The sequence below is a fragment of the Pseudomonas sp. RA_105y_Pfl2_P56 genome (genome assembly GCF_963970845.1).
GTDB classification, from domain to species: domain Bacteria; phylum Pseudomonadota; class Gammaproteobacteria; order Pseudomonadales; family Pseudomonadaceae; genus Aquipseudomonas; species Aquipseudomonas baetica_A.
Genome location: NZ_CAXAPL010000005.1, coordinates 45,017 through 71,629, shown reverse-complemented (window position 1 = coordinate 71,629; position 26,613 = coordinate 45,017). Strand labels below are relative to the sequence as shown.

General features: G+C 59.0%; 23 protein-coding genes and 1 pseudogene. 10 read left to right on the top strand and 14 right to left on the bottom strand.

What is annotated here, in order from left to right; genetic code table 11:
• Positions 1–38 precede the first annotated feature (38 nt).
• The 4 genes and pseudogenes from AACY11_RS05370 to AACY11_RS05355 form a co-directional block, all read right to left on the bottom strand.
• A complete protein-coding gene (locus AACY11_RS05370; protein WP_339494034.1) occupies positions 39–1,637 on the bottom strand; it encodes an ABC transporter substrate-binding protein in 1,599 nt (532 codons plus the stop codon).
• Between the two features lie 300 nt (positions 1,638–1,937).
• Positions 1,938–3,563, bottom strand: a complete 1,626-nt coding sequence (locus tag AACY11_RS05365; protein WP_339494033.1) for an ABC transporter substrate-binding protein — start codon at positions 3,561–3,563, stop codon at positions 1,938–1,940.
• A gap of 260 nt (positions 3,564–3,823) precedes the next feature.
• Positions 3,824–4,462, bottom strand: a pseudogene (locus AACY11_RS05360) (ABC transporter substrate-binding protein); the annotation flags it as partial.
• 619 nt (positions 4,463–5,081) lie between these two features.
• A complete protein-coding gene (locus AACY11_RS05355; protein WP_339466250.1) occupies positions 5,082–5,798 on the bottom strand; it encodes an SIMPL domain-containing protein in 717 nt (238 codons plus the stop codon).
• Between the two features lie 259 nt (positions 5,799–6,057).
• Here AACY11_RS05355 and AACY11_RS05350 point away from each other — a divergent pair, with 259 nt between their 5' ends.
• The 4 genes from AACY11_RS05350 (at position 6,058) to AACY11_RS05335 (ending at position 10,575) form a co-directional block, all read left to right on the top strand.
• Positions 6,058–7,320, top strand: a complete 1,263-nt coding sequence (locus AACY11_RS05350) for an ATP-binding protein (protein WP_221730062.1) — start codon at positions 6,058–6,060, stop codon at positions 7,318–7,320.
• Positions 7,313–7,873, top strand: coding sequence for a response regulator transcription factor (locus tag AACY11_RS05345; RefSeq protein WP_003221630.1), 561 nt, complete (start codon positions 7,313–7,315; stop codon positions 7,871–7,873). The genes AACY11_RS05350 and AACY11_RS05345 overlap by 8 nt, the downstream gene beginning before the upstream one ends.
• Positions 7,874–7,969: 96 nt before the next feature.
• A complete protein-coding gene (locus AACY11_RS05340; protein ID WP_339494031.1) occupies positions 7,970–9,697 on the top strand; it encodes an ABC transporter ATP-binding protein/permease in 1,728 nt (575 codons plus the stop codon).
• Between the two features lie 131 nt (positions 9,698–9,828).
• A complete protein-coding gene (locus AACY11_RS05335; protein WP_339466248.1) occupies positions 9,829–10,575 on the top strand; it encodes a FadR/GntR family transcriptional regulator in 747 nt (248 codons plus the stop codon).
• Between the two features lie 7 nt (positions 10,576–10,582).
• Here the strand turns inward: AACY11_RS05335 and AACY11_RS05330 are convergent, their stop codons facing one another.
• From AACY11_RS05330 to AACY11_RS05315, 4 genes are all read right to left on the bottom strand, one after another.
• Positions 10,583–10,933 (bottom strand): hypothetical protein, encoded by a 351-nt coding sequence (locus tag AACY11_RS05330; RefSeq protein ID WP_339431730.1) that lies wholly within the window; start codon positions 10,931–10,933, stop codon positions 10,583–10,585.
• Positions 10,934–11,128: 195 nt separating this feature from the next.
• Entirely contained in the window at positions 11,129–11,443 is a 315-nt protein-coding gene (locus AACY11_RS05325) for a hypothetical protein (protein WP_339431731.1), read from the bottom strand.
• 210 nt (positions 11,444–11,653) lie between these two features.
• Positions 11,654–11,845 carry a hypothetical protein gene (locus tag AACY11_RS05320; protein ID WP_339494030.1) on the bottom strand — a complete coding sequence of 64 codons (192 nt, stop codon included), beginning with the start codon at positions 11,843–11,845 and terminating at the stop codon, positions 11,654–11,656.
• A 2-nt stretch (positions 11,846–11,847) separates the two neighbouring features.
• The gene (locus AACY11_RS05315; RefSeq protein ID WP_339431733.1) at positions 11,848–13,161 is read right to left on the bottom strand and encodes a phospholipase; all 1,314 of its coding nucleotides are present in this window, start codon (positions 13,159–13,161) and stop codon (positions 11,848–11,850) included.
• Between the two features lie 234 nt (positions 13,162–13,395).
• Here AACY11_RS05315 and kdgD point away from each other — a divergent pair, with 234 nt between their 5' ends.
• The 5 genes from kdgD (at position 13,396) to AACY11_RS05290 (ending at position 19,944) form a co-directional block, all read left to right on the top strand.
• Positions 13,396–14,307: a 5-dehydro-4-deoxyglucarate dehydratase gene (gene kdgD / locus AACY11_RS05310; protein ID WP_339494028.1), complete on the top strand. Its 912-nt coding sequence runs from the start codon at positions 13,396–13,398 to the stop codon at positions 14,305–14,307.
• Between the two features lie 74 nt (positions 14,308–14,381).
• Positions 14,382–15,827 (top strand): aldehyde dehydrogenase family protein, encoded by a 1,446-nt coding sequence (locus AACY11_RS05305; RefSeq protein WP_339494027.1) that lies wholly within the window; start codon positions 14,382–14,384, stop codon positions 15,825–15,827.
• 89 nt (positions 15,828–15,916) lie between these two features.
• A complete protein-coding gene (locus AACY11_RS05300; RefSeq protein ID WP_339431735.1) occupies positions 15,917–17,281 on the top strand; it encodes an MFS transporter in 1,365 nt (454 codons plus the stop codon).
• 11 nt (positions 17,282–17,292) lie between these two features.
• Complete coding sequence (gene garD / locus AACY11_RS05295; protein ID WP_339431736.1) at positions 17,293–18,846, top strand: galactarate dehydratase; 1,554 nt, start codon at positions 17,293–17,295, stop codon at positions 18,844–18,846.
• Between the two features lie 156 nt (positions 18,847–19,002).
• On the top strand, positions 19,003–19,944 hold the full coding sequence (locus AACY11_RS05290; protein WP_339494026.1) for an AEC family transporter: 942 nt from the start codon (positions 19,003–19,005) through the stop codon (positions 19,942–19,944).
• Between the two features lie 97 nt (positions 19,945–20,041).
• Here the strand turns inward: AACY11_RS05290 and AACY11_RS05285 are convergent, their stop codons facing one another.
• From AACY11_RS05285 to gatC, 6 genes are all read right to left on the bottom strand, one after another.
• Positions 20,042–20,422: a carboxymuconolactone decarboxylase family protein gene (locus AACY11_RS05285; RefSeq protein ID WP_221730050.1), complete on the bottom strand. Its 381-nt coding sequence runs from the start codon at positions 20,420–20,422 to the stop codon at positions 20,042–20,044.
• The gene (locus AACY11_RS05280; protein WP_339494109.1) at positions 20,419–21,480 is read right to left on the bottom strand and encodes a calcium/sodium antiporter; all 1,062 of its coding nucleotides are present in this window, start codon (positions 21,478–21,480) and stop codon (positions 20,419–20,421) included. Before AACY11_RS05280 ends, AACY11_RS05285 begins: the two co-directional genes overlap by 4 nt.
• Before the next feature lie 46 nt (positions 21,481–21,526).
• Positions 21,527–21,901 (bottom strand): septal ring lytic transglycosylase RlpA family protein, encoded by a 375-nt coding sequence (locus AACY11_RS05275; protein ID WP_339494025.1) that lies wholly within the window; start codon positions 21,899–21,901, stop codon positions 21,527–21,529.
• Between the two features lie 149 nt (positions 21,902–22,050).
• Positions 22,051–23,496 (bottom strand): Asp-tRNA(Asn)/Glu-tRNA(Gln) amidotransferase subunit GatB, encoded by a 1,446-nt coding sequence (gene gatB / locus AACY11_RS05270; RefSeq protein ID WP_339494024.1) that lies wholly within the window; start codon positions 23,494–23,496, stop codon positions 22,051–22,053.
• Between the two features lie 10 nt (positions 23,497–23,506).
• Positions 23,507–24,958 carry an Asp-tRNA(Asn)/Glu-tRNA(Gln) amidotransferase subunit GatA gene (gene gatA, locus AACY11_RS05265; RefSeq protein ID WP_339431741.1) on the bottom strand — a complete coding sequence of 484 codons (1,452 nt, stop codon included), beginning with the start codon at positions 24,956–24,958 and terminating at the stop codon, positions 23,507–23,509.
• 16 nt (positions 24,959–24,974) lie between these two features.
• Positions 24,975–25,262 (bottom strand): Asp-tRNA(Asn)/Glu-tRNA(Gln) amidotransferase subunit GatC, encoded by a 288-nt coding sequence (gatC, locus tag AACY11_RS05260; protein WP_007915356.1) that lies wholly within the window; start codon positions 25,260–25,262, stop codon positions 24,975–24,977.
• A 211-nt stretch (positions 25,263–25,473) separates the two neighbouring features.
• On the opposite strand from gatC, the gene mreB reads away from it, so the two are divergent.
• Positions 25,474–26,511: a rod shape-determining protein MreB gene (gene mreB / locus AACY11_RS05255; protein WP_015093487.1), complete on the top strand. Its 1,038-nt coding sequence runs from the start codon at positions 25,474–25,476 to the stop codon at positions 26,509–26,511.
• The last annotated feature ends 102 nt before the right edge of the window (positions 26,512–26,613 follow it).

Below are 26,613 nucleotides of genomic sequence, written 5' to 3'. Positions count from 1 at the left end.
TAGACGGCCCCCCTCAGCATTGCGGCTAATCGGTTGGGTTAATCGATACTGACGCCCGAGAACACGTTGCGACCGAAGGGGCTCACCTTGAACCCTTCAACCCGGGTGCTTAACGGTTGGTTGACCGTCGAGTGGGCGACAGGCGTGATCGGCACTTGCTGCTTGAGCAACTGCTGCGCCTGTTTGTAAAGCGCGGTGCGCTGGTCGCGGTCGGTGACGACCTTGGCCTCTTTGATCAGCTTGTCGTAAGCCGGATCGCACCACATCGAGTAGTTGTTGCCACCAATGGCATCGCAGCTGTACAGCGTGCCGAGCCAGTTGTCCGGGTCACCGTTGTCACCGGTCCAGCCGATCAGGCTGACGTCGTGTTCGCCATTCTTGGTGCGCTTGATGTACTCGCCCCATTCATAGCTGACGATCTTCACTTTCAGACCGATTTTCGCCCAGTCGGCCTGGAGCATTTCGGCCATCAGTTTGGCGTTCGGGTTGTACGGACGCTGCACCGGCATCGCCCACAGGGTGATCTCGGTGCCTTCTTTCACGCCGGCAGCCTTGAGCAACTCTTTGGCTTTTTCCGGGTTGTAGGCAGCGTCTTTGATCGTATCGTCGTAAGACCACTGGGTCGGTGGCATGGCGTTGACCGCCAGTTGGCCGGCGCCTTGGTAAACGGCGTTGAGAATCCCCTGTTTATTCACCGCCATGTCCAGCGCCTGACGCACTTCGAGCTGGTCGAACGGTTTGTGGCGCACGTTGTAGGCGATGTAGCCGAGGTTGAAACCCGGCTTGGAGATCAGTTGCAGTTTTGGATCGCTCTTCAGCGCGTCGACATCAGCCGGGCGTGGATGCAGGGTGATCTGGCATTCGCCAGCCTTGAGCTTTTGCACGCGCACCGAGGCGTCGGTGTTGATCGCGAAAATCAGGTTATCGAGCTTTACCCGGCTCGGGTCCCAGTATTGTTTATTAGCGGTGTAACGGATGTTCGAGTCTTTCTGGTAGCTCTTGAACACGAACGGGCCGGTGCCGATCGGCTTCTGGTTGATGTCGCTCGGCTTGCCTTCGGCCAACAGCTTGTCGGCGTATTCGGCGGACAGAATGGCGGCGAAGCTCATGGCGATGTTCTGGATGAACGCGGCGTCAACGCTGTTGAGCGTGAACTCCACGGTCAGTGGCCCGGTCTTTTCGACCTTGGCAATGTTCTTGTTCAGGCTCATCCCGTTGAAATACGGGAACTCGGTCGGATAAGCTTTACGGAAGGGCTGTTGTGTATCGAGCATGCGATTAAACGTGAACAACACGTCGTCGGCGTTGAAATCGCGGGTCGGCTTGAAGTAAGGCGTTGTATGAAATTTCACACCTTCACGTAGGTGAAAGGTGTACTTGAGACCATCCTCGGAAATATCCCACTTGGTAGCCAGACCTGGGACGACATTGGTCGCGCCTTTTTCGAACTCGACCAAACGGTTATACAGCGGCTCGGCGGCATCGTTATCGGTGGCCGTCGTGTATTGCGCGGTATCAAAACCCGCCGGGCTGCCTTCGGAGCAGAACACCAGGCTTTTGGGTGCGGCGAAACTGGCGGACGTGGCGGCCAACAGGCCGGCGCCCAGCAAAGCGGAAAAAACCAAGGTATGGCGCATGACGCTCCCTCTTTTTTAGTGTTTTTCGATGCGCTGCGATCCCATCCGGGGACGTTGTGGCTGCATCAAGCTCAAACCAGTGCGGACAGCAAACCGTTAGCCCACACAGTCACTGGTCAGAACCCGACGGTAGGGGCCGTGGGTCTGGCAGTAAATGCGTAAATGCCTGAAACCTCGTAGGAAAAGTCGACGCGTCCTATGCCGTTGCAGTAATCCGCAGCGGAATTGGATGTAGGCAATTTCCTAACTTTCCGGCAGGTAAAACAACGGCGACGTCAAAAACGTCGCCGTTGCAATGCCTTATTTGCTGACGCTGACGCCGTAGAAGGAATTCAAACCGAATGGGCTGATCTTGAAATCCTGCACGTTGGCGCGCATGGGTTGGTACACCGTCGAGTGAGCGATAGGTGTCATTGGGACTGCATCTTTGAGGACGTGTTGCGCCTCTTTGTACAGTTCGGTGCGCTTGGCCTGGTCGGTTGTGCGCTTGGCTTCCTTGACGAGGCCGTCGAACTTCTTGTCGCACCACTTGGAGAAGTTGTTGCCGCTGAGCGAGTCGCAACCGAACAGCACGTTCAGCCAGTTGTCCGGATCACCATTGTCACCGCTCCAGCCAATGATCATGGCCTGGTTCTCGCCACCTTTGGAGCGCTTGATGTACTCGCCCCATTCGTAGCTCTGGATCTTGACGTTCAGACCGATCTTCTTCCAGTCCGACTGCAGCATCTCAGCCATCAGTTTGGCGTTCGGGTTGTACGGGCGTTGTACCGGCATTGCCCACAACACGATCTCGGTGCCTTCCTTGACGCCGGCTTCCTTGAGCAGCTCTTTGGCTTTCTCAGGGTCGTACTTGGCGTCCTTGATGGTGGTGTCGTAAGACCACTGGGTCGGTGGCATGGCGTTGACGGCCAACTGGCCAGCGCCCTGGTAAACCGAGTCGATGATCTGCGGCTTGTTCACCGACATGTCCAGCGCCTGGCGCACACGCAGGTCAGCCAGAGGGTTTGGCTCGTTGCTGCCTTTGACCTTGTCCATCACGTTGTAGGCGATGTAGCCCAGGTTGAAACCCGCCTGGTCAGGCATTTTCAGCGACTGGTCTTCTTTGAGGGCTTTCAGGTCGGCCGGGCGCGGGAACAGGGTGATCTGGCACTCGTTCTTTTTCAGCTTCTGAATGCGTACCGACGGGTCGGTGGTGATGGCGAAGATCAGGTTGTCGATCTTCACATCGTCAGGCTTCCAGTAGTCCTTGTTCCCGGTGTAACGGATGTTGGAGTCTTTCTGGTAGCTCTTGAACACGAACGGGCCGGTGCCGATCGGCTTCTGGTTGATGTCGGCAGCCCTGCCTTCCTTGAGCAGCTTGGCAGCGTACTCGGCGGACTGGATCGAGGCGAAGCTCATGGCCATGTTCTGGATGAACGCAGCATCCACTTCTTTCAACGTGAACTTGACGGTGTGGTCGTCGACTTTATCGATCTTGGTGATGTTGGTGTCCATCCCCATGTCGGTGAAGTACGGGAATTCGGTCGGGTACGCCTTACGGAACGGGTCATCCTTGTTAATCATGCGATTGAAGGTGAACAGCACGTCGTCGGCGTTGAACTCACGAGTCGGCTTGAAATACGGGGTGGTGTGGAACTTGACGCCTTCACGCAGGTGGAAGGTGTACGTCAGGCCGTCATCGGAAATGTCCCACTTGGTCGCCAGGCCAGGAATAACGGCGGTGCCGCCGCGCTCGAACTGGGTCAGGCGGTTGAACATGGTCTCGGCTGAGGCGTCGAAGTCGGTTCCGGTGGTGTACTGGCCTGGGTCGAATCCGGCCGGGCTCCCTTCGGAGCAGAACACCAGGTTAGTCGCAGCGGATGCGAAAGGTGCGGAGGCTAACAAGCCTGCGCCGACTAAAAACGGAATGACCGCGTGTTTAAGCATGTTGGCCTCATGATTTGTTGTCATTTTTTAGTTGTGAGGTACGACCTCGTGAGTCGTGCCTGCGGATACTTATGCAGGGGCCATACCCATTGCAAGATGCAGAGCGACTGTCGGCCTTAAACCGTGGCACGAACGTACCTTAATGTCGCATATGTGTAAAAGTTGACGCATTTGACCGTTTGCGGGCGATTTTTTCGGTGCAAACAGGGCCCCAAAATGGTGCGCCGGTCACGTTGTGCGCGCCGCCTTGGGGCTTGGTGTTACTTATTTATACCCACACCGTAGAAGGGTGTAAGGCCGAATGGGCTAATACGCAAGTCCGTGACTTCCTTGTGCAGCGGCTGGAACACCGTCGAGTTGGCAATCGGTGTAATCGGTGCCTGTTGTTTAAGAATTTGCTGGGCCTGTTGATACAGTTTTACCCGTTGCGACTTGTCGGTGGACACCTTGGCTTGCTGCACGAGTTTGTCGCAGGCCGGGTCGCACCATTTGGCGTAATTACTGCCTTTCACCGCCGTGCAGCTGTACAGCACACCGGGCCAGTTGTCCGGGTCGCCGTTGTCACCTGTCCAGCCGTAGATCATCGCGTCGTGTTCGCCATTCTTGGCACGCTTGATGTACTCACCCCATTCATAGCTGACGATGTTGGCCTTGATGCCGATTTTTGCCCAATCCTGCTGGATCATCTGCGCTGACATTCGCGCGTTCGGGTTCGAGGCGCGTTGCACTGTCATCGCCCAAAGGTTGATGGTTGTACCGGGCGCAACCCCGGCTTCCTTAAGTAGCGCCCGGGCTTTGGCCGGGTCGTAGGGGGCGTCCTTGATCGTCGGGTCATACGACCATTGCGCCGGGGGCAAGGCGTTTTGTGCCAACTGGCCGGCACTTTGATAAAGCCTGCGGGGCTGGGCCGCGTGCGGGGGGTACTTGTCTCCGCTTTAGGCTGCGATCTGTTGCTGTGGGAACTGCTAGCGATGGCGGTCTGACAGCCGACCCATTTCTGGCGGGTGTACTCGGTGCAAACTGTGGGAGCGGGCTTGCTCGCGAAGAGGCCCTTTCAGTCACCCGATTACTTCGGTTTGTTTAGAAATGTGTGAAATCACCAGAACCTTCCCACTAGGTTTTCAGGTTGTCCGTCGGACGTGCGATCTCTAGGCTTTGGTTGTCGCTGAAGGTTCAGCGATCGGGTGTGAGAACCTGGGAAAAATTAGTTATTCAGTCCTCGTATCAGCATAATTGCCGCCAGCGTACTCGCTGTCTGCAAATGCGTTATGGCGGCTGTGTTTGGGCAGACTTCGGTCTGGCCGGTTTTCCTATTTTCCGGTTTCTCACCCCGCACATAGCTGCCACCCACTTCGCCGCGTGAGAAACGGCAGGTGATGGCTCCCATTTGCAAAATAGGATTTTCCGGTAGGAGTGAGCCTGCTCGCGATGACGCCAGAACAAACAACACAAATCCCGGACACAAAAAAACCGGCGATCATGCTCTGATCGCCGGTTTTTCATTCAGCCCACATCACATCACGGCATCAGCACTTCAATCGAGCCATCCGCGGTCATGTTGACCTGGCTGGTGCCGGCTTCGACTTCCGGGGTAACCGGCGCTGAATCCATGCCCGCTGCTTTCATCATCATCGGGCCGCGCAGGTACGGTTGTGGGTAGCCATTGCTGTTGAGGTTCAGGTTGACGATTTTGTAGCCCTTGCCGCCCAGTGCGTCGGTGGCCAGTTGGGCGCGGGCCTTGAAGGCGGTGACGGCTTCTTTGAGCAGGGCGTCTTCACTGGCCTTGCGGGTCGGGTCGGCGATGGCGAAGTCCATGCCGCCCATTTTCAGGTCGGTCAGCAGTTCGCCGGTGAGTTTGGACAGGGCGGCGAAGTCGGCGCTTTCCAGGCGCAGTTCGGCGCGTTCGCGCCAGCCGGTGATTTTCTGGCCCTTGGTGTCGTAGATCGGATAGCTGTTGCGGCTGCCCTGGCGCAGGGTGATGTCTTTGACTTGCTTGGCCTGGGCCAGAGCCTTGTTCATGGTGGTGCTGACGTCGGCGGCGAGTTTGGCCGGGTCGGTGTTTTGCTCTTCCGTGTAGAGGGTCACGATCATCAGGTCGCGGGCCACTTCCTGGCTGACTTCGGCGCGCAGGGAAATCTGGTTGTAGTGCAGCTCATCGGCGGCCAGGGCCGGGAGGCTGGCGATGCTGCCGACGGTCAGGGCGAGAAGGGCGGCGCTGCGGCGAAATGTGTGCATGAAGGCTCCTTGATGGGGGCGCAGGTGTTGGGTGGGGGCCTGCGTGAAACCATCAGACTCTAGCTTTTATGATCCGGTTCGCCCAGTTACAACTTCTATACAGATGCCCGGGGCTGCCGCGCAACCATTTGCGAGCAGGCGTTCTTATAGCCGCCGAAAATCTTTTCGCCATGTGGTCGTTTGCCGCACTTTCGCCTCTCGGGGGCGCGGCTTGGTTATACTCCGTGCGATTCGCCTGGAGCGCTCATCAGGAGAGCTCATGCTCGCCCCCGTACAACTGACTTCCGCCACTCGCCAGAACCTCTGGCGGCTGACTTTTATCCGCACGCTGGTGCTCGCCGCGCAGGCCGGGTCCGTAGGCTTGGCCTATTGGCTGCAACTGTTGCCGTTGCCGTGGGTGCAACTGGCGATGACGTTGGGCTGTTCAACGCTGCTGTGCGTGTTTACCGCCGTGCGTTTGCGCACTTCGTGGCCGGTGACTGAGCTTGAATACGCTCTGCAATTGGCCTGCGATCTGGTGATCCACAGCGCGCTGCTGTATTTCTCCGGTGGTTCGACCAACCCGTTCGTTTCCTATTATCTGGTGCCGCTGACCATTGCTGCGGTGACGCTGCCCTGGCGCTATTCGGTGGTTCTGTCCGGTATCGCACTGGCGCTGTACACCCTGATGCTGACGCGGTTCTACCCGCTGGAAACCTTGCCGATCGCCCGGGAGAACCTGCAGGTCTATGGCATGTGGCTGAGCTTCGCGCTCGCGGCGGCGGTGATCACGTTCTTTGCTGCGCGCATGGCCGAGGAGCTGCGTCGTCAGGAGGAACTGCGTGCGATTCGGCGCGAGGAAGGTCTGCGCGATCAGCAATTGCTCGCCGTTGCCACCCAGGCCGCCGGCGCTGCTCACGAATTGGGTACGCCGCTGGCGACCATGAGCGTATTGCTCAAAGAGATGCAGCAGGATCATCCCGACCCGATGCTGCAAGACGATCTGAAGGTGCTGCAGGATCAGGTCAAGCTCTGCAAGGAAACCCTGCAGCAGTTGGTGCGCGCCGCGGAGGCCAATCGGCGTCTGGCCGTCGAGATGCAGGACGTCACGGTCTGGCTCGACGAAGCGTTGAATCGCTGGCACTTGATGCGTCCGGAGGCCAGTTATCGCTTCCAGCGTCTCGGCCAGGGTGCGGTGCCGCGCATGGCGCCGCCGCCGGATCTGACCCAGGCACTGTTGAATCTGCTCAACAATGCCGCCGACGCCTGCCCGGAGAACCTTCAGGTGACGCTGGATTGGGACGCGGAAAACTTGACCATCAGCATTCGGGACCATGGCGCCGGTGTGCCGCTGGCCATCGCCGAGCAGATTGGCAAACCGTTTTTTACCACCAAGGGCAAAGGTTTCGGCCTGGGCCTGTTTTTGAGCAAGGCCAGCGTGACACGCGCCGGCGGCTCAGTGAAACTCTATAGTCATGAGGAAGGCGGCACGCTCACCGAGCTGCGCCTGCCTCACGGTGCCCGAGGAGAGCAAAATGAGTGACGAAATCCAAGTGGAAGGCGAAGAACTGCCGCATTTGCTGCTGGTCGACGACGACGCGACTTTCACCCGAGTCATGGCGCGCGCCATGGCCCGCCGCGGCTTTCGCGTCAGCACTGCCGGTTCCGCCGAGGAAGGCCTGACCATCGCTCAGGCCGATCTGCCGGACTACGCTGCGCTCGACCTGAAAATGGACGGCGACTCCGGGCTGGTATTGCTGCCGAAGTTGCTGGAGCTGGACCCGGAAATGCGCGTGGTGATCCTCACCGGTTATTCGAGCATTGCCACGGCGGTCGAAGCGATCAAGCGCGGCGCCTGCAACTACCTCTGCAAGCCGGCCGACGCCGACGACGTGCTCGCCGCGCTGCTCTCCGAGCACGCCGACCTCGACAGTCTGGTGCCGGAAAACCCGATGTCGGTTGATCGCCTGCAGTGGGAGCACATCCAGCGCGTGCTCACCGAGCACGAAGGCAACATCTCCGCCACGGCTCGCGCCCTGGGCATGCACCGCCGCACCCTGCAGCGCAAACTGCAGAAGCGCCCGGTTCGTCGCTGAACCTGCGCTGAACGACTATCGCCAGCCCTCGCGATAAAACGCACCGATCATTTATGATCGGTGCGTGTCTGTTCTCTTCCATATCGAGCCTTATCCATGAATCCGAACGCTGAACATTCCGCGGTCAACGATGCTGTGCGCGGCCAGTTTTTTCGCAAAGTGTGGGCGATGATCACGCCTTACTGGCGCAGTGAAGAGAAGGTAAAGGCCTGGACGCTGCTGATTGCGGTGATAGCGCTCTCGCTGCTCAGCGTAGGGATCTCGGTGTGGTTCAACACCTGGTACAAGGATTTTTACAACGCTTTGCAAAAGAAGGACGAAGCGGCGTTCTGGCATCTGATTCTGTACTTCTGTGTGATCGCGGCCGTGGCGATTGTCGGTGCCGTGTACAGGCAATATCTGACGCAGATGCTGACGATCCGCTGGCGGGCGTGGCTGACCGAAAAGCATTTCTCGCGCTGGCTCGCCGACAAGAATTATTACCAACTGGAGCAGGGCGGTTACACCGATAACCCGGACCAGCGGATTTCCGAAGACCTCAACAATTTCACGTCCAACACCCTTGAACTGGGTATCGGGCTGTTGCGCAATATTGTCAGTCTGGTGTCGTTCTCGATCATTTTGTGGGGCGTATCGGGCAGCATCGAACTCTATGGCATCACCATTCCCGGCTACATGTTCTGGTGCGTGCTGGTTTACGCCGTGGTGGGTAGCTGGCTGACGCATTTGATCGGTCGTCGCTTGATCGGTCTGAACAACCAGCAACAACGCTTTGAAGCTGACCTGCGTTTTTCCATGGTGCGGATTCGCGAGAATGCCGAGAGTATCGCGTTGTACAACGGCGAACCGAATGAGAACCGTCACTTGAGCAACCGTTTCGGCATGGTCTGGCATAACTTCTGGGACATCATGAAAGTGTCCAAACGCCTGACGTTTTTCACCGCCGGTTATAGCCAGGCTGCGATTATCTTCCCCTTCATCGTTGCTTCGCCGCGTTACCTCGCCGGCAAGATCGAACTGGGCGAGTTGATGCAGATCAGCTCGGCCTTCGGCAACGTTCAAGAGAGCTTCAGCTGGTTTATCAACGCGTACCAGAGCCTTGCTTCCTGGCGCGCCACCTGTGATCGTTTGCTGAGTTTCCGGCAGGCAATGACCGACAACGAAGACCGCCCGCCGGCCATTGATGTGCAAAATCAAGGCAGTGAGCTGAAGGTGCATGACCTGGGGCTGGATCTGGCCGACGGTCGTCATCTGTTGACCCGTGCCGACATGACCGTTGAGCCGGGCGAGCGCGTCATGCTCAGTGGCCGTTCCGGCAGTGGCAAGTCCACGCTGCTGCGCGCGATGGGGCATTTGTGGCCGGCGGGGCACGGCAATATTCGTCTGCCAGCGGCGCGTTATCTGTTCCTGCCGCAGAAACCCTATCTGCCCATCGGCACCCTGCGCGAAGCGCTGAGTTATCCACAGCCGGGCGATACCTATGCGCCGCAGCGTTATGCACAGGTGCTGGAAACCTGTCGGTTGCCGCATCTGGTAGCCCGTGTCGATGAAGCCAATCACTGGCAGCGCCTGTTGTCGCCGGGCGAGCAACAGCGCTTGGCCTTCGCCCGCGCGCTGCTCTATGCACCGCAATGGCTGTACATGGACGAAGCCACGTCGGCAATGGATGAAGAAGACGAAGCGACGCTGTATCAGGCACTGATCGATCAGTTGCCGGGGGTAAGCATCGTCAGCGTCGGCCATCGCAGCAGTCTGAAGCGCTTCCACCCACGGCATGTGCGAATCGACAGCGGCCATTTGGTTGAGCAAACCGTAACGGCATGATCACGACACAAATCCTGTGGGAACTGGCAAGCCAACTCCCACAGGATTTGTGGTGTTAACGGAAAGTGATCGTACAACCCGCTTGAGCTATGATGCCAACCAAGCCGAATTTTCGAGACCCGATACAAACCATGGAAAACCTGATCGACACCCCGCGCCTTCCGCGCAAGCGCCGCAGCCTCGCACAGGAATTAGTGACGGTGCTGAGTGAGCAGATCCGTGATGGCCTGCTCAAGCGCGGCGACAAGTTGCCCACCGAGTCGGCGATCATGCAAGCCCATGGCGTCAGCCGCACCGTGGTGCGTGAGGCGATTTCCCGACTGCAAGCGGCCGGGCAAGTGGAAACCCGTCATGGCATCGGCACTTTTGTACTCGATACGCCTAGCCCCAGCGGCTTCCGTATCGACCCGGCCACGGTCGTCACCCTGCGTGATGTGCTGGCGATTCTTGAATTACGCATCAGCCTTGAAGTGGAGTCCGCCGGCCTCGCTGCACAACGCCGCAGCCCCGAGCAACTGGCGACCATGCGCGCTGCCCTCGATGCGCTGAACGATAGCGTGTCCCATGCCAGTGATGCCGTCGCGTCGGACTTTGCCTTCCACCTCGAAATAGCCCTGTCCACCGGCAACCGCTACTTCACCGACATCATGACCCACCTGGGCACCAGCATCATCCCGCGCACGCGGCTGAATTCGGCGCGTCTGGCCCATGATGACCAACAGCACTACATGAATCGCCTGAGCCGCGAGCACGAAGAAATCTACGACGCGATTGCCCGCCAGGATTCCGATGCGGCCCGTGCGGCCATGCGTCTGCACCTGACCAACAGCCGTGAAAGACTGCGCCAGGCCCATGAAGAGGCGCAGGCGCAGGGGTGATTGCTGTTTAGCGTTCGAGCTTCACACGCAGCATGTCGGAGCTCCCGAGATTCTGCCCTGCTCTTGCCACGGTGTAGTGCAACTCGGCAGTGGTACCCTCAGTGAAATCTTTCGCGAATACTTCTTTGGGAATGAGGAACTCAAGTACCCCGGGTACTTCTGTCACGTTCATGTTCCCTGACCAGGCGTTACTGGTCTTGACTTTGAAAGTAACCACGTCTCCTAGAATTATGTTTTCCGGGTTTGAGGTAAAGACTACCTGCCCATGAGCAAAGTCTTCCAATGTGTCCACCTTAAGTACACCATCCTGTGCCTCCTTGAGTACTGGAGGATCCAATGCTTTTACTTGTGCAGTCATGATCAAATTCCTTTTCACTGTCCCTTCAAACCGTTGAATAAGCGCAGATAAGGCATTGCACTGTCGGAGCCGGTTCGTTAACTCCTCAGCCATTAAGGCCGAGATCTGCAATGGCTGGCGCCTGTAAGAAATACCAGTCCAGACGAACGGTCGATGTCTTCTAAAGGCGCGCCCGATCGGAGGCGCGTCAGGAAATCAGGCTTCAATACGCAGCATCAACGGGGCCGAAAACGGTTCCATGCTTGATTCATCCTGAAACTTGTAGCGCAGTTCGATTTCGCAATTCACATACGTCTGCAGCACTTCCTTTGGAATCTGCAATTCGATGCCCGTCAGTTTTTCCATCTCGTCCTCGGCGTCATCCCAGGTGCCGGTGTCGACTTCTTCGCCCGCCCATTCAGGCTCTTCGGGGTCTTCGCCGAGAATGGCGTAGACGCTCCAGTTGGCCGCAAAGTCGCTGGAGTCCGGGACCTCAACGATCAGGTGATCGCTCAGTTCCGATAGGTTCACGGTTGCCGTCTCTGGTGAGTGAGGCAGAAATTGCACAAGTGTGGGTGAGACAAAAGTCATGAGGGGGGCTCTCCGTGCGTAGTGCGCCGTGATCCATTCACGGCGGTTCTGCACGGTAAAAGACTCTCCCAGAAGGTGTTTTAAACCGTTCATTTCCAGCCATTTCAAAGCCCCCCTGCGGCAGTCCCTACAGGGGGGGGGCGGATGTTGTCAGTGGCGCGGCATAATTGAACGGTCGACCCTTACAGCGAGGAGGCCGGCAATGGGGTTGGCATCAAAGGTTGCATAACCTTGGGCATCCACCGTCGCCCGGGCAATTGGCAGGCCTTTGGCCAATAACTCCAGAGGCGCGCCCTTCAGTGATTGGCCCGAGGCCAGTTCCAGTTTCAGTTTGATCGTCATGGTCAATCTCCTTGATTGGTGTTGCCGCTGGGGTGGTAATCCTTGAGCAGCAGGTACGTGCTCCAACCCCACCAGTCGTCGACGGTCGCGGTGTCGTTGAGGTTGTTTACATCCCTGCGCCGCAGCACCTTGCTGCCCTGTGTGCGAAACAGCGCCGGGAAATTGTTTGCCGGGTTCAACACAGCCGTCAGATCCGGCAGCCGTTGCAGTGCAGAAAACGCGGACGGTACGGGCTTTTTTCCGCTGAGATACGCCGCAAACACTTCGTCCGCCGAGGCTTGCACCGCTTGATTGACCTGCTGGCGGTTGTCGGCGTCGGTGGCTTCGAAGTAGCGCTTGTCGCCGAACGCACGCCATTGATCGCCATAAGCGTTGCGCACGCTGAGGCCGAATTTGCTGTCCTCGTCGTGCATGAAACGCGTAATCAATGAACCCAGATCGCTCGGCGTGACCGCAGCAGCCAACGCCTTGCGTGGCACACGCAGGTGGCCGGAGGAAAACAGGTCGGTGAGGAAGTGGTCGGCAAACGCGTTCATCGCGTAAGCCCGTTCCAGTTGCTGCTCATCGTGATTGGCGTGGGCGGCCATGGCGGTTTGCAAGGCCGCAGTGTGGCCGGCGATGTAGGCCAGTTTTGCCCATTCACCGAAATGATCAGCATTGTTCGCCGCCAGTTTCAAATAGCGCCCCAGTGGAAACAGCGCCGAGATAAAACTGCCGCCACCGGTGATTTTGTTCCACTCCTCGGACAACGTATCTCCTAACGCGTCATAGGCCTCGTGGGGTTGTTTGCCGTCCTTTATTGCCTGTTTAACCGCGTCGATCTCTTTTTGCATGACCGCGAGAATCTGTGTTGCTTCGGCCCTTGAAGCGGCAGTGACCGCGAGAGAATTGAACGCCGCGTTGAAGCGTTGCAGGCGGTCGACCGGTGTTGCGCCTTCGTTGATCGGCTGATCGACGATGCCGTAGAAGTCGCCGCCCAGCGCCAGCACTTGGCCGTAGGTGAGCGCCAAGCCATTGGGCAGATGCAATGGCACGTTTTGCGCGAGGATCGGTTGGGCGTCTTCGGCGAAGCGCAGCAGTGTGTTGTCGCCGATGGCCGTGTGTTCAGCGCCCTCAAACCGTGCTTGCAGCTTGCCCTTCAAGGCTTGATCGGGGAGGGCGGTGGCAGGCTCTACATCGCTGTGGGCATCGGCGATGTGCAGCACCAGATGTGGATCTTCGGTGCTGAAGTCGATGCCGGATTGAGTAAACAGATCATCAAAACGGGCAATGACCGGTTTGGGTTTTTCCTGGGATTTGGTTTGTAGACCGGACATTTCTATCTCCTTGATATGTCGTCGGCTGGTTTTAGTTTGCTGTATGGATATACAGTAAATTTCACTTTAGTCGAGAAAACTCCTACGTCAAGGATCGATCTTGTCCGACAAAAAAACGTGCCCTGCGATGAAATGCAGTTGACGGTTATTTTTTAAGTTGTACGATGACCTACAACTTCGGCGAAGGCTGAACGATTCAACCACAACAATATTGCTACCCAGGGTGTTCGAATAATGAATCCACAAGAACTGAAGTCCATCCTCTCCGCCGGTCTGCTGTCTTTCCCGGTCACCGATTTCAACGCGCAGGGTGATTTCAACCGCGCGGGCTATATCACGCGTCTGGAATGGCTGGCCCCTTATGGCGCCTCGGCATTGTTCGCCGCCGGCGGCACCGGTGAGTTCTTCTCCCTGGCCGCCAGCGAATATTCGGAAATCATCAAGACGGCCGTCGACACCTGCGCGACCAGCGTGCCAATCCTCGCTGGCGTTGGCGGTTCGACCCGTCAGGCCATCGAATACGCTCAAGAAGCCGAGCGTCTGGGCGCCAAAGGCCTGTTGCTGCTGCCGCACTACCTGACCGAAGCGAGCCAGGACGGGGTTGCCGCCCACGTTGAAGCGGTGTGCAAATCGGTCAACATCGGGGTGGTCGTCTACAACCGTAACGTCTGCCGCCTGACTGCGCCGCTGCTGGAACGTCTGGCCGAGCGCTGCCCGAATCTGATTGGTTACAAGGACGGTCTGGGTGATATCGAGTTGATGGTGTCGATTCGTCGCCGCCTCGGTGATCGCTTCAGCTACCTGGGTGGTCTGCCGACTGCCGAAGTCTACGCCGCTGCCTACAAGGCGCTGGGCGTGCCGGTTTACTCGTCGGCAGTGTTCAACTTCATTCCGAAAACCGCGATGGATTTCTACCACGCGATTGCCCGCGAAGATCACGCCACCGTCGGCAAGATCATTGACGACTTCTTCCTGCCGTACCTGGACATCCGCAACCGCAAGGCTGGTTATGCCGTGAGCATCGTCAAGGCAGGCGCCAAAATCGCCGGCTATGACGCAGGCCCGGTGCGGGCACCGCTGACCGATCTGACGGGCGAAGAGTACGAAATGCTCGCCGCGCTGATCGACAAGCAAGGTGCGCAATAACACCTGAAAAATGCGAGGCCGCTGAGCAATCAGCGGCTTTTTGCGTGAAGGTTTTAAGTTTTGAGGGCTGCGCTGTGACCAATGCAAAACGCTATGACAACTACATCAACGGTGAATGGGTTGCCGGTGCCGACTACTCGGCCAACATCAACCCGTCCGAGCTGAACGACACTATCGGCGATTTCGCCAAGGCTGACCTGACTCAGGTTCACGCCGCCATCGACGCCGCTCGCGCAGCGTTTGCGGCGTGGTCGACCTCGGGGATTCAGGCCCGTCACGATTCGCTGGATAAAGTCGGCACTGAAATTCTCGCCCGCCGCGAAGAACTCGGCACCCTGCTGGCCCGGGAAGAGGGCAAAACCCTGCCCGAAGCCATCGGCGAAGTGACCCGCGCCGGTAATATCTTCAAATTCTTCGCCGGTGAATGCCTGCGACTGTCCGGCGACTACGTGCCGTCGGTGCGCCCGGGCGTCAACGTCGAAGTCACCCGCGAAGCGCTGGGTGTGGTCGGTCTGATCACCCCGTGGAACTTCCCGATTGCGATCCCTGCTTGGAAAATCGCCCCGGCCCTGGCCTACGGTAACTGCGTGGTGCTGAAACCGGCGGATCTGGTGCCGGGCTGCGCCTGGGCGCTGGCCGAAATCATCTCCCGGGCCGGTTTCCCGGCCGGCGTGTTCAACCTGGTGATGGGCAGCGGTCGCGTGGTGGGCGAAGCCCTGGTCAACAGTCCGAAAGTCGATGGCATCAGCTTCACCGGTTCGGTTGGCGTCGGGCGGCAGATTGCGGTCAATTGCGTCTCGCGTCAGGCCAAGGTTCAGCTGGAAATGGGCGGCAAGAACCCGCAGATCATTCTCGACGACGCCGACCTCAAGCAAGCGGTCGAGTTGTCGGTGCAGAGCGCGTTCTACTCCACCGGCCAACGTTGCACCGCATCGAGCCGCTTGATCGTTACCGCCGGCATTCACGACCAGTTCGTGCAAGCCATGGCCGAGCGCATGAAGTCGATCAAGGTCGGCCACGCGCTGAAATCCGGCACCGATATTGGCCCGGTCGTCTCGCAAGCGCAGCTTGAACAGGACATGAAGTACATCGACATCGGCCAGTCCGAGGGTGCTCGTCTGGTCAGCGGCGGTGGTTTGGTGACGTGCGATACCGAAGGCTACTTCCTCGCCCCGACGCTGTTTGCCGACAGTGAAGCGTCGATGCGTATCAGCCGTGAAGAGATTTTCGGCCCGGTGGCCAACATCGTGCGCGTGGCTGATTACGATGCTGCGCTGGCGATGGCCAATGACACTGAATTCGGCCTGTCGGCGGGTATCGCCACCACGTCGCTCAAGTACGCCAACCACTTCAAGCGTCACTCCCAGGCCGGGATGGTGATGGTCAACCTGCCGACGGCCGGCGTGGATTACCACGTTCCGTTCGGCGGGCGTAAAGGTTCATCCTATGGATCTCGTGAGCAAGGCCGCTATGCGCAAGAGTTTTACACGGTCGTGAAGACCAGCTACATCGGTTCCTGATCTATGGGAGCTGGCCGGCCAGCTCCCACAAAAGACAGACCCAACAAGATTCACCCGCGCATAAAAATAATCAGTGGGAGTACATCTACATGCAATCGTCCAAGCCGACTCACGTCCGCTATTTGATCCTGCTCATGCTGTTTCTGGTGACCACGATCAACTACGCCGACCGCGCAACTATCGCTATCGCCGGTTCCAGCCTGCAAAAAGACCTCGGTATCGACGCGGTCACCCTCGGTTACATCTTCTCTGCATTCGGTTGGGCCTACGTGGCCGGGCAAATTCCCGGCGGCTGGCTGCTCGATCGCTTCGGCTCGAAAAAAGTCTATGCCCTGAGCATTTTCACCTGGTCGCTGTTCACAGTGCTGCAAGGCTTTGTCGGTGAGTTCGGCATGTCCACGGCCATCGTCGCGCTGTTCATGCTGCGCTTTTTGGTCGGGCTGGCTGAGGCGCCATCCTTCCCCGGCAACGCACGCATTGTGGCGGCGTGGTTCCCGACCGCTGAACGCGGCACTGCTTCGGCGATCTTCAACTCGGCGCAATACTTTGCCACGGTGCTGTTCGCGCCGCTGATGGGCTGGATTGTCTATTCCTACGGCTGGGAGCACGTGTTCATTGTCATGGGCGTGTTCGGCATCGTCTTCTCGCTGATCTGGCTGAAGGTTATCCACAGCCCGCGCCAACACCCGATGGCCAACGAAGCGGAAGTAACGTTCATCGCCGACAACGGCGGCATGGTCGATATGGATCAGAACAAAGGCAAAAAGGCTGACGGCCCGAAGTGGGACTACATCCGCCAACTGCTGACCAATCGCATGATGCTTGGCGTGTACCTGGGCCAGTACTGCATCAACGGCATCACGTACTTCTTCCTGACCTGGTTCCCGGTGTATCTGGTGCAAGAGCGTGGCATGACCATTCTCAAGGCCGGTTTCATTGCCTCGTTGCCCGCCATCTGTGGTTTTATCGGCGGCGTGCTGGGCGGGTTGATTTCCGATCACCTGCTGCGCAAGGGCCACTCGCTGACCTTCGCCCGCAAGGCGCCAATCATTGCCGGCCTGCTGGTGTCCAGCAGCATCGTCGCTTGCAACTATGTTGATGTTGAATGGATGGTCGTTGGCTTCATGGCGCTGGCCTTCTTCGGTAAGGGCGTTGGCGCACTGGGCTGGGCGGTGGTATCCGACACGTCGCCAAAACAGATCGCCGGTCTGAGCGGTGGGCTGTTCAACACCTTCGGCAACATTGCTTCGATCACCACGCCGATCGTGATCGGCTACATCATCAGCTCCACCGGTTCGTTCAAATGGGCGCTGGTGTTCGTCGGTGCCAACGCCTTGGTGGCGGTGTTCAGCTATCTGGTCATCGTCGGCCCGATCAAACGTGTGGTGCTCAAAGAGCCACCCACCCAGGGTGGTTCTGAAACCACGGGTAAATTGTCTCAAGCGCATTCCTGAGGAGCGGCGTCATGCAGTTGATTGAACATTCCGACTCGCCGCGCTACATCCGCCTGCACGAGCGGGACAATGTAGTGATTGTGGTCAATGACCAAGGGGTACCGGCCGGTACTGAGTTTCCGGATGGCCTGGTGACGGTGGATTTTGTGCCGCAGAGCCACAAGGTCACGCTGCAAGACATTCCCGAGGGCGGGCACGTGATTCGCTACGGCCAGATCATTGGCTACGCATTGCAGCCGATCCCCCGTGGCAGTTGGGTCAAGGAAGATCAACTGCGCATGCCGACCGCGCCGCCGCTGGACAGTTTGCCGCTCTCCACCGAGGTGCCGGACGCTCAGGCGCCGCTCGAAGGCTTCACTTTCGAGGGGTATCGCAACGCTGACGGCACTGTTGGCACGCGCAATATTCTCGGGATCACCACCACCGTGCAGTGCGTGACCGGCGTGCTTGATCACGCGGTGAAACGCATCAAGGATGAGCTGCTGCCCAAGTACCCGCACGTCGATGACGTGGTCGCACTGACCCACAGTTACGGCTGCGGCGTGGCGATCACCGCCACCGACGCGTACATCCCGATTCGCACGGTGCGCAATCTGGCGCGCAACCCGAACCTGGGGGGCGAGGCGTTGGTGATCAGCCTGGGGTGCGAGAAATTGCAGGCCGGGCAGGTCATGCACGAAGACGACGCTTCGGTTGATCTCAGTGATCCCTGGCTGTATCGCTTGCAGGATTCCAGTCACGGTTTTACCGAGATGATCGAGCAGATCATGGCGTTGGCCGAAGTCCGTCTGAAGAAGCTCGATCAGCGCCGCCGGGAAACCGTGCCGGCGTCCGAACTGATCCTCGGCATGCAGTGCGGCGGCAGCGATGCGTTCTCCGGCATCACCGCCAACCCGGCGTTGGGGTATGCCTCGGACTTGCTGCTGCGGGCGGGGGCGACGGTGATGTTTTCTGAAGTCACCGAAGTGCGCGATGCGATTTATCTGCTGACGTCCCGGGCCAAGACCAAGGCGATCGCCGAGGAACTGGTCCGCGAAATGGACTGGTACGACCGGTATCTGGCCAAGGGTGAAGCGGATCGCAGCGCCAATACCACGCCGGGCAACAAGAAGGGCGGGCTGTCGAACATTGTCGAGAAGTCCTTGGGCTCAATCGTCAAATCCGGCAGCAGCGCGATCAATGGCGTGCTTGGCCCGGGCGAGCGCTTCAAGCACAAGGGTTTGATTTTCTGTGCGACCCCGGCCAGTGATTTTGTCTGCGGCACATTGCAGTTGGCGGCAGGGATGAACCTGCATGTGTTCACCACTGGGCGCGGTACGCCTTATGGGCTGGCGATGGCGCCGGTGGTGAAGGTCTCGACGCGTACCGAGTTGGCGCAGCGCTGGCCTGACTTGATCGACATTGATGCCGGGCGGATTGCCACCGGGCGGGCGTCCATCGAGGAGTTGGGTTGGGAGTTGTTCCACTACTACCTGGACGTGGCGAGTGGCAAGCAGCAGACGTGGGCGGAGAAGCACAAGCTGCACAACGACATTACGTTGTTCAATCCGGCGCCGATTACCTGAGACCGCGTCATCGTTCTTCGCGAGCAAGCCCGCTCCCACAGGGAAATGCATTTCAAATGTGGGAGAGGGCTTGCTCGCGAAGAGTGACTCACAGACGCCGGAGAACTTGTGGCTTATCATTAGGCCCCTAACGACGCTCACCCAAGGCTCTGCGGCATGCTGGCTATTTTCCTCGAAACCCTGAACATCACCGCGCCGGTATTTGCCATGCTGTTTCTCGGTGTGCTGCTCAAGCGCATCGACTGGATCAACGACAACTTCATCCATACCGCGTCGGCACTGGTGTTCAATGTTTCCATGCCGGCGTTGCTGTTCCTCGGCATTTTGCATGCTGACCTGCACGCCGCGTTGCAACCGGCGTTGCTGATCTACTTCTCGCTCGCCACCCTGGCCTGCTTCGCCATTGCCTGGGGCTGGGCGATTTTCAGATGCCCGCGTGAAGATCGCGGTATCTATACCCAAGGCGCATTTCGCGGCAATAACGGCGTCATCGGTCTGGCGCTCGCCGCCAGTATGTATGGCGACTACGGGATTTCCCTCGGGGCGATTCTCGCCGCGTTGGTGATCCTGTTTTACAACACGCTCTCGACCATTGTGCTGGCGGTGTACAGCCCGGTGATCAAGTCCGATCCGTGGAGCATCTGTAAAAGCGTGTTCAGCAATCCGCTGATCATCAGCGTGATTGCGGCAGCGCCGTTTGCCTATTTCAAGATCAGTCTGCCGGGGTGGCTGGAAACCTCGGGTCAGTATCTGGCGCAGACCACCTTGCCGCTGGCGTTGATCTGTATTGGCGGCACGCTATCGCTGGCGGCGTTGCGCAAGAGCGGCAGCATGGCGCTGAGTTCGAGTCTGGTGAAGATGATCAGTCTGCCGCTGCTGGCAACGGTCGGTGCCTGGCTGTGGGGGTTCCGCGGGCCGGAGTTGGGGATTCTGTTTCTTTATTTTGGCAGCCCGACGGCGGCGGCCAGTTTTGTCATGGCCCGGGCGGCACAGGGCAATCATGAACTCGCGGCAGCGATCATCGTGCTGACCACGTTGATGGCAGCGGTGACCACCAATTTGGGGATCTTCATTTTGCAGTGGGGTGGGTGGATCTGACCTGAGATTCAAAGGGGCGTTGGGCAACCTGCAATCGCCCACATTTGCAATGCTTGCCCCTGTGGGAGCGGGCTTGCCGGCGAAGACGTCAGTCCGGTCACTCAGGTTTCCGGTAACTGTCGATCACCTCCTGCGCCGCGCGAAACGCGTCAATCGCCGCTGGCACGCCGGCATACACTGCGCAATGCAGCAACGCCTCGCGAATCTCTTCGACCGTGCAGCCATTGTTCAACGCGCCGCGTACGTGACCTTTCAACTCTTGCGGGCACTTCAACGCCGTCAGCGCGGCAAGGGTGATCAAACTGCGGGTTTTGAGCGGTAAACCTTCGCGATTCCACACGCCACCCCAGGCATGTTCATTGACGAAGTCCTGCAGCGGCTGGGTGAACTCGGTGGCGTTGCCCAGCGCGCGATCAACGAATGCATCGCCCATTACCTGGCGGCGGATTTCAACCCCGGATTGCTTCGAATCGGTCATGGCACATCCCTCTTGTGGTGTTGGCGTCGCCAAGCGATGACTGACGTGAACAGCAAAAACGTCAGCAGCGTCGGCAAAACGTAAAACAGCATCAGCCGCTCGAGTTTGCCGGCCAGTGGCATGCCGGTGGTGAACGACACCACATGCAACCCGTACGCCAGATACAAACCGAGCAGCAACAGACCTTCGGCGCGGGTCACCCGGTAGCCGGAATAGAACACTGGCAGGCTCAGCACGGCGACGCCGAGCATCACCGGCAGGTCGAAATCCAGCGCGTTGGGTGAGACCGACAACGGTGTCGGTGCGATCAATGCGGTGATGCCAAGCACACCAAGCAAGTTGAACAGGTTGGCGCCGATCACGTTGCCTACGGCGATGTCCCGTTGCCCGCGCAATGCCGCGATCAGCGACGTGGCGAGTTCCGGCAGCGAGGTGCCTACGGCAACCACCGTCAGACCAATGACACGTTCGGAAAAACCAAGATCGGTCGCCACCACAACAGCAGCGCCCAACAGCAGGTGCCCGGCGAACACCAGCATCGCCAGACCGACGAGGATCATCAGCGAACTGCCGATCCAGGACGTCTGCGTTGCTTCGCCGTGTTCCGAGTGCGGTCGTGTCGAATGCCGTGACTGGCGCAGCAGTAAACCCAGGTAAAGCGCCAGTGCGGTCAGTAGCAGGAAACCGTCGAAACGACCGATTTCCTCATTCCAGGCCAGGACGAACACCAGCAGACAGGCGCCGATCATCAGCGGAATGTCCAGGCGCACCAGTTGTCGCGACACGCGCAGCGGAATGATCAGCGCCGACAAACCGAGGGTCACGAGGATGTTGAAGATGCTGCTGCCGACCACACTGCCGACGGCAATGTCAGGGTTGTGTGCCAGCGCGGCTTGCAGGCTCACCGCCATCTGCGGTGCGCTGCTGCCCAGGGCAACAAGGGTCAGACCGATGATCAGTGGCCGTACATTCAGTCGCGCGGCCAGGCGCACGGCTGCACGCACCATCAGTTCGGCGCCGAAGATCAGCAGGCACAGCCCGGCAAGCAGTTCGATCACGCTGATCAGTGGTAGATCGGTCAGTCCGAAAATGGTCGGCACTCCATCAGTCGTCGAGGGCCTGCACGCGAACCCGTGCGGTGCCGCTGCGCAGCATACCGAGTTGTTCGGCCGCCTCGCGAGACACATCGATCAACCGCCCACGGGTATGCGGGCCGCGATCATTGATGCGCACTACGACTGATTCATCGTTTTTCAGGTTGGTGACCTTCACCCGCGTGCCGAAGGGGAGCTGGCGATGGGCGGCGGTCAGGGCATTCTGGTTGAACGGCTCGCCACTGGCGGTCCGTTTACCGTGGTGCCTGGCACCGTAATAGGAGGCGACGCCGGTCTGGTCGTAACCGTGCGGGTCGATGATGTCGGTGCTGGCGCAACCGGCCAGTAAAGAGAGCAGGGCGCAGGCGCCGAGCAGGTGTTTCATTCGAAAGCTCCCAATTAACAATGTGGGAGCGAGCCTGCTCGCGAAGAGGCCATCACATTCAATATCTCTATTGGATGTCATGACGCTTTCGCGAGCAGGCTCGCTCCCACAGGGATCGGAGCCAGGCTTTGGCTCTGGCTCCATTGTGGTCAGCCTTCGAGCTTGCTTTTCAGCAGTTCGTTCACTTGCTGCGGGTTGGCCTTGCCCTTGGAGGCTTTCATGGCCTGACCGACGAAGAAGCCGAACATCTTGCCGCGCTTGGCTTCGTCTGCCGCGCGGTATTGCTCGACCTGCTCGGCGTTGGCCGCGAGCATTTCGTCCAGCACTGCCGAGATCGCGCCGCTGTCGGTCACTTGCTTGAGGCCGCGCTTTTCGATGATCTCGTCAGCGCTGCCTTCACCGTTGGCCATCGCTTCGAACACTACCTTGGCGATTTTGCCGGAGATGGTGTTGTCCTTGATGCGCTGCAACATGCCGCCCAACAGCTCAGCGGAAACCGGCGACTCGTCGATGTCCAGGCCTTGTTTGTTGAGCAGGCTGCCCAACTCGACCATCACCCAGTTCGCCGCCAGTTTGGCGTCGCCGCCGATGGCTGCAACTTTCTCGAAGTAGTCCGCTTGCTCACGGCTGGTGGCCAGCACGTTGGCGTCGTAGGCCGACAGACCGAACTGGCTCTGGAAGCGCTCGCGTTTTTGCGGTGGCAGTTCCGGCAGGGTGGCGCGCACCTCGCCGAGGAACGACTCTTCGATGATCACCGGCAGCAGATCCGGATCGGGGAAGTAACGGTAGTCGTTGGCTTCCTCTTTCGAACGCATCGGACGGGTCTCGTCCTTGTTCGGATCGTACAGGCGGGTCTGCTGGATCACTTTGCCGCCGTCTTCGATCAGCTCGATCTGACGCTGGATCTCGGAGTTGATCGCCTTCTCGATGAAACGAAACGAGTTGACGTTCTTGATCTCGCAGCGTGTGCCGAACTCAACCTGGCCTTTCGGACGGATCGACACGTTGCAGTCGCAACGCAGCGAACCTTCGGCCATGTTGCCGTCGCAGATGCCCAGATAACGCACCAGCGCGTGGATCGCCTTGACGTAAGCCACGGCTTCCTTGGCGCTGCGCATGTCCGGCTCGGAAACGATTTCCAGCAGCGGCGTACCGGCACGGTTCAGGTCGATGCCGGTGGCGCCGTTGAATTCTTCGTGCAGGCTCTTGCCGGCGTCTTCTTCCAGGTGCGCGCGGGTGATACCGACACGTTTGACCGTACCGTCTTCCAGCGCGATGTCCAGGTGGCCCTTGCCGACGATCGGCAATTCCATCTGGCTGATCTGGTAGCCCTTCGGCAGGTCAGGGTAGAAGTAGTTTTTACGGGCGAACACGTTGTGTTGACCGATCTGGGCGTCAATCGCCAGACCAAACATCACGGCCATGCGCACGGCTTCCTGGTTCAGCACCGGCAATACGCCGGGCATGCCCAGGTCGATCAGGCTGGCCTGCGTGTTCGGCTCGGAGCCAAACGTGGTGGAACTACCGGAAAAGATTTTCGACCGGGTGGTGAGCTGAGTGTGAATCTCCAGCCCGATCACGACTTCCCATTGCATGTGTGTCTCCTCAGAAGCCGGTTGGGGTGCGAGTGTGCCAGTCGGTGTTCAACTGATACTGGTGCGCAACGTTGAGCAAACGGCCTTCCTGGAAATACGGCGCGAGCAACTGCACGCCCACTGGCAGACCGTCGACAAAACCGGCCGGCATCGACAGGCCCGGCAAGCCCGCGAGGTTGGCGGTGATGGTGTAGACGTCTTCCAGATAAGCCGCGACCGGGTCGCTGTTCTTGGCGCCAAGTTTCCAGGCCGGGTTCGGCGTGGTCGGGCCGAGGATGATGTCGACCTCGTTGAAGGCCGCCATGAAATCGTTCTTCACCAGGCGACGGATCTTCTGCGCTTTGAGGTAGTAGGCATCGTAGTAACCGGCGGACAGTGCGTAGGCACCGACCATGATCCGGCGCTGCACTTCGGTACCGAAACCTTCGCCACGGGAGCGCTTGTACAGGTCGATCAGGTCTTTCGGGTGCTCGCAACGGTGGCCGAAACGCACGCCGTCGAAACGCGACAGGTTGGAGGAGGCCTCTGCCGGCGCGATCACGTAGTACGCAGGAATCGCGTGCTGCATGTTCGGCAGGCTGATGTCCTTGATCACGGCACCGAGCTTCTGCAACTCTTTGATGCTGTTGTGGATCAGCTCGGCAATGCGCGGGTCGAGACCGGCGCTGAAGTATTCCTTCGGCACGCCGATGCGCAGGCCTTGCAGCGACGTATTGAGGCTGGCGGAGTAATCCGGCACGGGCTCATCGATGCTGGTGGAGTCGTTCTGATCGAAGCCGGCCATGCCTTGCAACAAAATAGCGCAGTCTTCGGCAGTGCGCGCCAACGGGCCGCCCTGATCGAGGCTGGAAGCGTAAGCGATCATGCCCCAGCGCGAAACACGACCGTAGGTCGGTTTCAGGCCGGTGAGGTTGGTGAATGCAGCTGGCTGACGGATCGACCCACCCGTGTCAGTGGCGGTCGCCGCTGGCAGCAGACGAGCGGCAACTGCCGCCGCCGAACCACCGGACGAACCGCCCGGCACGTGTTCCAGGTTCCACGGGTTTTTCACCGCGCCGTACCAGCTCGACTCGTTGGCCGAACCCATGGCGAATTCGTCCATGTTGGTCTTGCCCAGGGTCACGGCGCCGGCAGCCGCCAGTTTCGCAACCACGGTGGCGTCGTAGGGCGCTTTGAAGTTGTCGAGCATCTTCGAGCCGCAGCTGGTGCGAATGCCCTGAGTGCAGAACAGGTCTTTGTGAGCGATCGGCGCACCGAGCAGGGCGCCGCTCTCACCGTTGGCACGGCGGGCATCGGCGGCTTTCGCCTGCTCCAGCGCCAGCTCTTCGGTGAGGCTGATGAAACTGTTGAGCTGAGGATCGAGCTGGGTGATACGCGCCAGCAGGACTTTGGTCAGCTCTTCGGAGGAAAACTTTTTATCGGCGAGACCGCGGGCGATCTCGGCCAGAGTCATTTGATGCATTGCAGGCTCTTTCCCTTTAGTCGATGACTTTCGGAACCAGATACAGGCCGTTTTCGACCGCTGGTGCGATGGACTGATAGGCCTCGCGATGATTGCTTTCGGTCACGACGTCGGCGCGCAGGCGCTGACTGGCTTCCAGCGGGTGGGCCAAAGGCTCGATACCGTCGGTATTGACGGCCTGCATTTCGTCGACCAGCCCGAGAATGCTGTTGAGGGCGGAAGTAATGTGCGGAAGATCGGCATCATTAAGGCCAAGACAGGCCAGATGAGCGATTTTTTCCACGTCGGAGCGTTCTAGCGCCATCGGGATTCTCCAGTGGAAAACAGAACGGACGGCGTCCGTGTGTTAGATTGTCGGAACACTACCGCACTTCTACGGTCATAAGGCCGCGATTGTGGGGCTTGGTGCACAGAAAAGCGGCCAATTTAACATATTGGCGCCTTGCCCAAAATCCCTGTCGTTGTTAGAGTTTGCCGCACTTTTTTACCCACGCGTTGCCTAGGGTCCCTTTCCCATGTTCAAGAAACTGCGTGGCATGTTTTCCAGCGATCTTTCCATTGACCTGGGCACTGCCAACACCCTTATTTACGTGCGCGAGCGCGGTATCGTCCTGAATGAACCATCGGTTGTGGCCATTCGGACACACGGTAACCAGAAAAGTGTCGTTGCTGTCGGCACCGAGGCCAAGCGCATGCTCGGCCGTACACCGGGCAACATTGCTGCCATTCGTCCGATGAAGGACGGCGTAATTGCCGACTTCAGCGTCTGCGAAAAGATGCTGCAATACTTTATCAACAAGGTTCACGAAAACAGCTTTCTGCAGCCTAGTCCTCGTGTACTGATCTGCGTTCCATGCAAATCCACCCAGGTTGAGCGTCGCGCCATCCGTGAGTCGGCCCTTGGCGCCGGTGCCCGTGAAGTGTTCCTGATCGAAGAGCCAATGGCTGCTGCGATCGGTGCCGGCCTGCCGGTAGAAGAGGCTCGCGGCTCGATGGTCGTGGATATCGGTGGTGGTACCACTGAAATCGCACTGATCTCTCTGAACGGCGTGGTCTATGCCGAATCCGTGCGCGTTGGCGGCGACCGCTTCGACGAAGCGATCATCACCTACGTGCGCCGTAACTACGGCAGCCTGATCGGTGAATCCACCGCTGAGCGCATCAAGCAGGAAATCGGTACGGCCTACCCGGGTGGCGAAATTCGCGAAGTCGATGTTCGCGGTCGCAACCTGGCCGAAGGCGTTCCACGCGCATTCACCCTGAACTCCAATGAAGTGCTGGAAGCTCTGCAAGAGTCCCTGGCAACCATCGTTCAGGCCGTGAAAAGCGCGCTGGAGCAATCGCCGCCGGAACTGGCTTCCGACATCGCCGAGCGCGGCCTGGTGCTGACCGGTGGTGGCGCGCTGCTGCGTGACCTCGACAAGTTGCTGGCTCAGGAAACCGGTCTGCCGGTGATCGTTGCCGAAGATCCGCTGACCTGTGTTGCTCGCGGCGGTGGCCGTGCATTGGAAATGATGGATAAGCACACCATGGATCTGCTCTCCAGCGAATAAGTCGCCGATTGCAATACGTGGGTGAGCGCGCAGGCAGCACTTTGCAGTGCTGCCTGTTGGCGTTTATCTTCTGTCAGTCTTCATCCAGGCCGGTTTGATGCC